The organism is Ruoffia sp. FAM 24228 (assembly GCF_045528575.1).
In the GTDB taxonomy this organism is placed as follows: domain Bacteria; phylum Bacillota; class Bacilli; order Lactobacillales; family Aerococcaceae; genus Ruoffia; species Ruoffia halotolerans.
In genome coordinates, this window is sequence record NZ_JBGQQZ010000102.1 from 1 (window position 1) to 4,886 (window position 4,886).

A 4,886-nucleotide genomic window follows, 5' to 3' on the forward strand; every position below is an offset into this window, starting at 1 on the left:
TCATCGATTGCACACAAACGGAACACGATTCCACGGAAATCCTTACACTACCGAACACCGTTGGAAGTATTTTTGAGTTACTTAGATGAAGCAGTTTTGTCTAGCTTAATTTGACAAATCAAATTATTAAAAAAGACTGGAATTTCAAGGTTTTCTTCATCCAATAATTGGTAATTATCTATATAAGATTTTATAATATTTACTGTCTGTGGGGTAATTGGTATTACACGTACTTTTTGTCCTTTGCCAAGTAACTTTACAGTTGCTGGAGAAGACAATCTCAAATCACAAACATTTAGATCTATCATTTCCTGAACCCTTGCACCTGTATCATACAAAAGCGTCAAAATGGCTAAATCTCTTTTTCCCTCTTTAGTTTTACTATTTGGAGTAGCCAAGAGCTTTCGAATTGCATTAATTGTTAAATAGGTCATTTGTCCTGTATTTTGAACTTTTTTTGCCTTAATTGAAAGGATAGAGTTACATCTCTCTATGTTCTCAGGCGTTTCAATTTGTAGAAATCGGAAAAAAGATTGAAGTGCAGCAAGCCTTTGATTCCGTGTTTTGATGGAGTATCCTTTTTTATCTACTAGCCAATTCAGAAAATCTTCTATAAAGTCTTTATTTATATCGGTAATTTTCATTTTTTCGGGTTTCAAATTAAGAACTTTGGTGCAGTATCTTAAGAAAATAGTGAATGCATCCCGATATGACTTTACTGTATTTTCACTATAGTCCATTCTTGATGGAATGTATCTAAGAAAGTATGAGGATAAATATTTGCCGAAATTATATTCTTTCATCTTCATTCACCTCCGGAAAAACGCCCTGATACATTTCAGCAGTTGAATTAATGATGATACCGTAGGTATCACTTGACAGCCGTAGATATTGTTCTGTACTTATAATATCACGGTGTCCCATATACGTCTGTAACATTGGAAGCGCAGAATAAATATCTTGCCCTTGACTAACCATTTTTTCCAAAGAATGAACTGCAAAAGTGTGTCGTAAATCATGTATCCTGGGATGAACAGATTCAGAAGAAATTATTCCAGCTTTAAGTAATATCCTTCTAAAATTGTTTAATATCGTTTTACTTTTGTATTTTTGAGTATCAGGAGCCGGATAAAAATGCCCTTCAATTTTCATATTAAATGTCATTTTTTTGGCATAATTACGACAATAATCCGTTAACGTTTCTGACATAGGAACAATCCGGGTTATATTGTTTTTGGCTTTATTTACTGTAATTACACCATTTTCTAAGTTGATATCTGTTCTATGCAAAGTTAAAGCTTCGTTAATCCGTAATCCGCATCCGTATAACATTCGTAAGAGCATTGGATAAATGAGATTATCATGTTCACTATTCTCTGCCAAGCATAAAGTGTCAACTATCGCCCAAATATTTGACATTTCTTTGTGTGTAAAGATATATGGGGCAAAATTATCTCTTATTTTAACAAACTCATTTTTCGGAAATACATAGAAATTGAATTCTAATGTGTTCATGAACAGTGCAAACTGTCGAATAGTACTCATCCTCTGGTGCTGTGTTTTAGTGGATTCAGTGCCTCGTTTACTCACATAATCATTCACCATTTTTTTTGTGAGAATAGGATTTTTAAGTTCATATGTTTTAAAAAAATTATCAATCTGCCTTAATCTGTAATAGGATGACACTTGAAATTTATAACCTAACCCTTTTTTATAATCAACATACATAGTGCAATAACTAGCGAAAGGTCCATTAAAGATATACTCTTTTTCTGTATCTATCATGAAGGTACCTCCAGACCAACGGTTCGGAGCTGTTCGGTATCGATACGAAGATACATCTTAGTCGTATTCGAATTTTCATGGCCTAGTATTCCTGAAATAATAGGTAATGGGGTGTTATCTTGTAAAAGGTTACTTGCCAAACTGTGTCTCATTGCATGAAGACCATGTTTTCTATTTTTAGTTTCAATTTGAGCAAGTTTCAAGTATTTGTTTATAATACTCCAAAAGACATTTCCTTTTTCAAAACGCCCATAAGGCGTTCTGTGCCTAATAAAAATATGAGGATCATCACAGATTGGTCGACCATTTTTCAAATAATCAATCAATGCATATTTTATATTATCACTCAGTGGTAACTGCAAGAAATTCTTTGTTTTCTCTTGAATATATTCAATTTTTTCTAAATGCCATTTAATGTTATCCGTCTTTAATTTTCTAATATCACCCGCTCGCATTCCTAACTGAATGGCCAGTAGTAAGACAAGATAATCGCGCCGACCAACAGCTGTACTTCGGTCTACATGATAAAGCAATACTCTAATTTCTTCAGATGTATAATACGATGGTAATTTTTCTAGCTTATTTGATCGAATAATTGGCAACAGCTGATTTAAATGATAATTATTGTAATTACCGGTGTTTAGAAAGTTTAAAAAATCTCTCAATGTGTATAGAATAGTCTCTTTTGTGGATACTGCATAATTTGTCATTATTGATTCGATATACATCAAAATATTTTTAGACTGTATCTTTGAAATATCAGAGATTTCATTTGTTTTCAAAAAATGAAGAAATCGAATAATAATAATTTGTTTTCCTTGAATAGTTCGATCTGTCAGATTTGATTGTTTTAGATTTTCGACATAACTCATAAGAATGTCAAAGTAACAGTCGGGTACCTGAAGTCCCTTTCTTTGATAGCATTTATTGAATGTATCATCTTTCAAAAAATCGTTTAAAACTTTAATTGATCGGACAGTAAATCTTTGATACGGCGTTAAGTCAATATCAAAATCAACTCTATAGTGATTCGCCAAGAATTCATACCCAAATTTAAGAGTGAAGTCTTGAATGTTTTTTAAGTCGGTGTATTTTTCGAAGCAATTCCAACAACTTTTATAGCGAGTTTTTGTCCCTTCAGAGTACCCTAATTCATCTAAATGCATAGTCGCTTTCCTTATTAAACTTCCAATAGTATCCATTATTTCGTCCTCCTTTTAGAATAAGGATACTATATTATGTATAGTTAGAAACACAAAAAGCTTACAAAACCAACAGGACTTGAATCTAGCTTTACATAATAAATAACTTTTCATAAGATGAATGGCTCTTATATGAGCTCACAAGTGAAGAATCCACATTACTCCTGGAAATTATCAACGCTCGTTATGAAGCGCAGAAGTCGAATATTTACTGTTCCCAGTTCGACTTTCCGGGTTGGTATGAGAAACTAGGAGACGGTACTTTAGCAGAAGCTATCCTTGATCGAATTATACATAATTCTTATGATGTACTTATAGATGGAGATATTTCGATGCGTGAAAAGCTAGGTTTAAATCAAGATAACTAGACCAATGGTCTTTTTACGACATAGCCAATAGATTTATAATATGTTGACCCCATTTCTACTCAAAAGTTGAGTAGAAATGGGGTCATTTAATTATTACTGGTAAACTATTCCGCAGACATTGGTAAATCTTCCCGCAAAGAGTGGTAAAAAGAACCGCACTACTGGTAAAGAACGTCCGCAATACTCAATACAGAAGTTAATAAGTGGTAAACAGGTTGGCAATGACTGGTACATTTCATGGCAAAGGGTGGTACAAAACTTGGCAACGCTGGTACATTTCGCTGGCGGTAGTCAATGTACTTCTTGTTTACCTCTCACATGCGCTCTGCGCATACCAAATACACCTTTCATGCGACCAAAAACGGTCTCTATGTCAATCTTACGTTGTGCATAGATTTCTTTTCCAGGTGTGCTCTCCAAATTCTCTTTAGCTTTGTGTTTGAAATACTCCCAATTATTATTGACCGCCGTCTGGCGCTGTCTACCTTTCGGTGTTTTCGCTAGTTTATTTAAACGGTCATCCATTTGCTCGGAATCAGCTTTATATATTTTAAACTGCCTTTAAAAACCATTTTTATCATTTCGAGTACTATAATGTGAAAAATTAAAATGAACACCATCTAAATCAGTATAGGAATCTTCAACCTCGTTATAGGACCAGTTCTGACGATGCTTTGGATTATTTTTGTGCTTTTTACTTTGTTCTTTATGATACATTCCATACGGAATCAATGGTACTTTCTCAAAATCATCGGTAATAGCCATATAATTTTCTTCACTACCATAACCAGCATCAGCAACAATATATTGGAACATATCAAGTGTTTGAATCGAGTCTAGAAACGGAATAAGTGTACGCGTATCTGTTGGGTTCGGAAAAATATCAAAGTCAATGACATATTGATTACTAGAAGCTACCTGAAGATTGTAACCAGGTTTCAATTCACGATTTTTCATTGGATCTTCTTTCATGCACATGAAGGTAGCGTCTGTATCTGTTTTAGAAAAACTATTTCTTCCATCAAATAGTTCATTCGCTTCTTCATATTTCTGTTTTCGTGGTAGGAAATCATTCTCCATTTATTTCGATGCTTTTTTAGCGTGCGACGACGTCGCTTGTGTTCAGAACCACCTTTAGGTATGGTTGTCTCATTTTTGATTTTTACTTCAACCTCATCAAGAGCTTCATCTAGACTATCAATGATCTTCTCGATTCCGATCGACATGGTTAATTCTTCTTCCGTTATAGCAATATCTACATTCGTTTGAATAAGTTCTTCATACAAACTAGACACTTTTTCAATTAGACCAGCTTCATAACGTTCAATCGCTTTTCGCCAAGTAAAACTATAGATGTTCGCATCTGCTTGAATTTTTGTACCATCAATAAATAAAGAATCCTTGTAGGTTCTTGAATTTTTGGTGTTGGTGAGAGAAATCTCACTGACACCTTTTTTTGTATGTACACAAAAGCCAGTGAATTCCTATATAATAAAGTTACCATACATTACTAAAAGGAGAATTCACTTGG

The 4,886-nt window shown here is 33.8% G+C and carries 6 protein-coding genes and 2 pseudogenes; 2 read left to right on the forward strand and 6 right to left on the reverse strand.

Going from position 1 to position 4,886, the window contains the following annotated elements:
- Positions 1-114: pseudogene (locus ACEN33_RS11775) on the forward strand (IS30 family transposase); the annotation flags it as partial.
- Here ACEN33_RS11775 and ACEN33_RS11780 read toward each other — a convergent pair.
- Genes ACEN33_RS11780 through ACEN33_RS11790 form a run of 3 tightly spaced genes read right to left on the reverse strand, consistent with a single transcriptional unit; the run spans position 78 to position 2,987 of the window.
- Positions 78-803, reverse strand: a complete 726-nt coding sequence (locus ACEN33_RS11780) for a tyrosine-type recombinase/integrase (protein ID WP_407095169.1) — start codon at positions 801-803, stop codon at positions 78-80. The pseudogene ACEN33_RS11775 and the gene ACEN33_RS11780 sit on opposite strands and share 37 nt — an antisense overlap.
- Positions 790-1,785: a tyrosine-type recombinase/integrase gene (locus ACEN33_RS11785; protein WP_407095170.1), complete on the reverse strand. Its 996-nt coding sequence runs from the start codon at positions 1,783-1,785 to the stop codon at positions 790-792. Before ACEN33_RS11785 ends, ACEN33_RS11780 begins: the two co-directional genes overlap by 14 nt.
- Positions 1,782-2,987 carry a site-specific integrase gene (locus tag ACEN33_RS11790; protein ID WP_407095171.1) on the reverse strand — a complete coding sequence of 402 codons (1,206 nt, stop codon included), beginning with the start codon at positions 2,985-2,987 and terminating at the stop codon, positions 1,782-1,784. The genes ACEN33_RS11785 and ACEN33_RS11790 overlap by 4 nt, the downstream gene beginning before the upstream one ends.
- Before the next feature lie 128 nt (positions 2,988-3,115).
- Here ACEN33_RS11790 and ACEN33_RS11795 point away from each other — a divergent pair.
- A pseudogene (locus ACEN33_RS11795) lies at positions 3,116-3,355 on the forward strand (ATP-binding protein); the annotation flags it as partial.
- 291 nt (positions 3,356-3,646) lie between these two features.
- Here the strand turns inward: ACEN33_RS11795 and ACEN33_RS11800 are convergent.
- Genes ACEN33_RS11800 through ACEN33_RS11810 form a run of 3 tightly spaced genes read right to left on the reverse strand, consistent with a single transcriptional unit; the run spans position 3,647 to position 4,650 of the window.
- Positions 3,647-3,880 carry a transposase gene (locus ACEN33_RS11800; protein WP_407090972.1) on the reverse strand — a complete coding sequence of 78 codons (234 nt, stop codon included), beginning with the start codon at positions 3,878-3,880 and terminating at the stop codon, positions 3,647-3,649.
- A 36-nt stretch (positions 3,881-3,916) separates the two neighbouring features.
- A complete protein-coding gene (locus ACEN33_RS11805; protein WP_407090973.1) occupies positions 3,917-4,312 on the reverse strand; it encodes a transposase in 396 nt (131 codons plus the stop codon).
- 11 nt (positions 4,313-4,323) lie between these two features.
- Positions 4,324-4,650 (reverse strand): hypothetical protein, encoded by a 327-nt coding sequence (locus ACEN33_RS11810; protein ID WP_407090974.1) that lies wholly within the window; start codon positions 4,648-4,650, stop codon positions 4,324-4,326.
- Positions 4,651-4,886 lie beyond the last annotated feature (236 nt).

Coding starts and splice junctions, on each gene's coding strand:
- ACEN33_RS11780 (WP_407095169.1), bottom strand. CDS start 803: ATGAAAGAATATAATTTCGGCAAATATTTATCCTCATACTTTCTTAGA.
- ACEN33_RS11785 (WP_407095170.1), bottom strand. CDS start 1,785: ATGATAGATACAGAAAAAGAGTATATCTTTAATGGACCTTTCGCTAGT.
- ACEN33_RS11790 (WP_407095171.1), bottom strand. CDS start 2,987: ATGGATACTATTGGAAGTTTAATAAGGAAAGCGACTATGCATTTAGAT.
- ACEN33_RS11800 (WP_407090972.1), bottom strand. CDS start 3,880: ATGGATGACCGTTTAAATAAACTAGCGAAAACACCGAAAGGTAGACAG.
- ACEN33_RS11805 (WP_407090973.1), bottom strand. CDS start 4,312: ATGAAAAATCGTGAATTGAAACCTGGTTACAATCTTCAGGTAGCTTCT.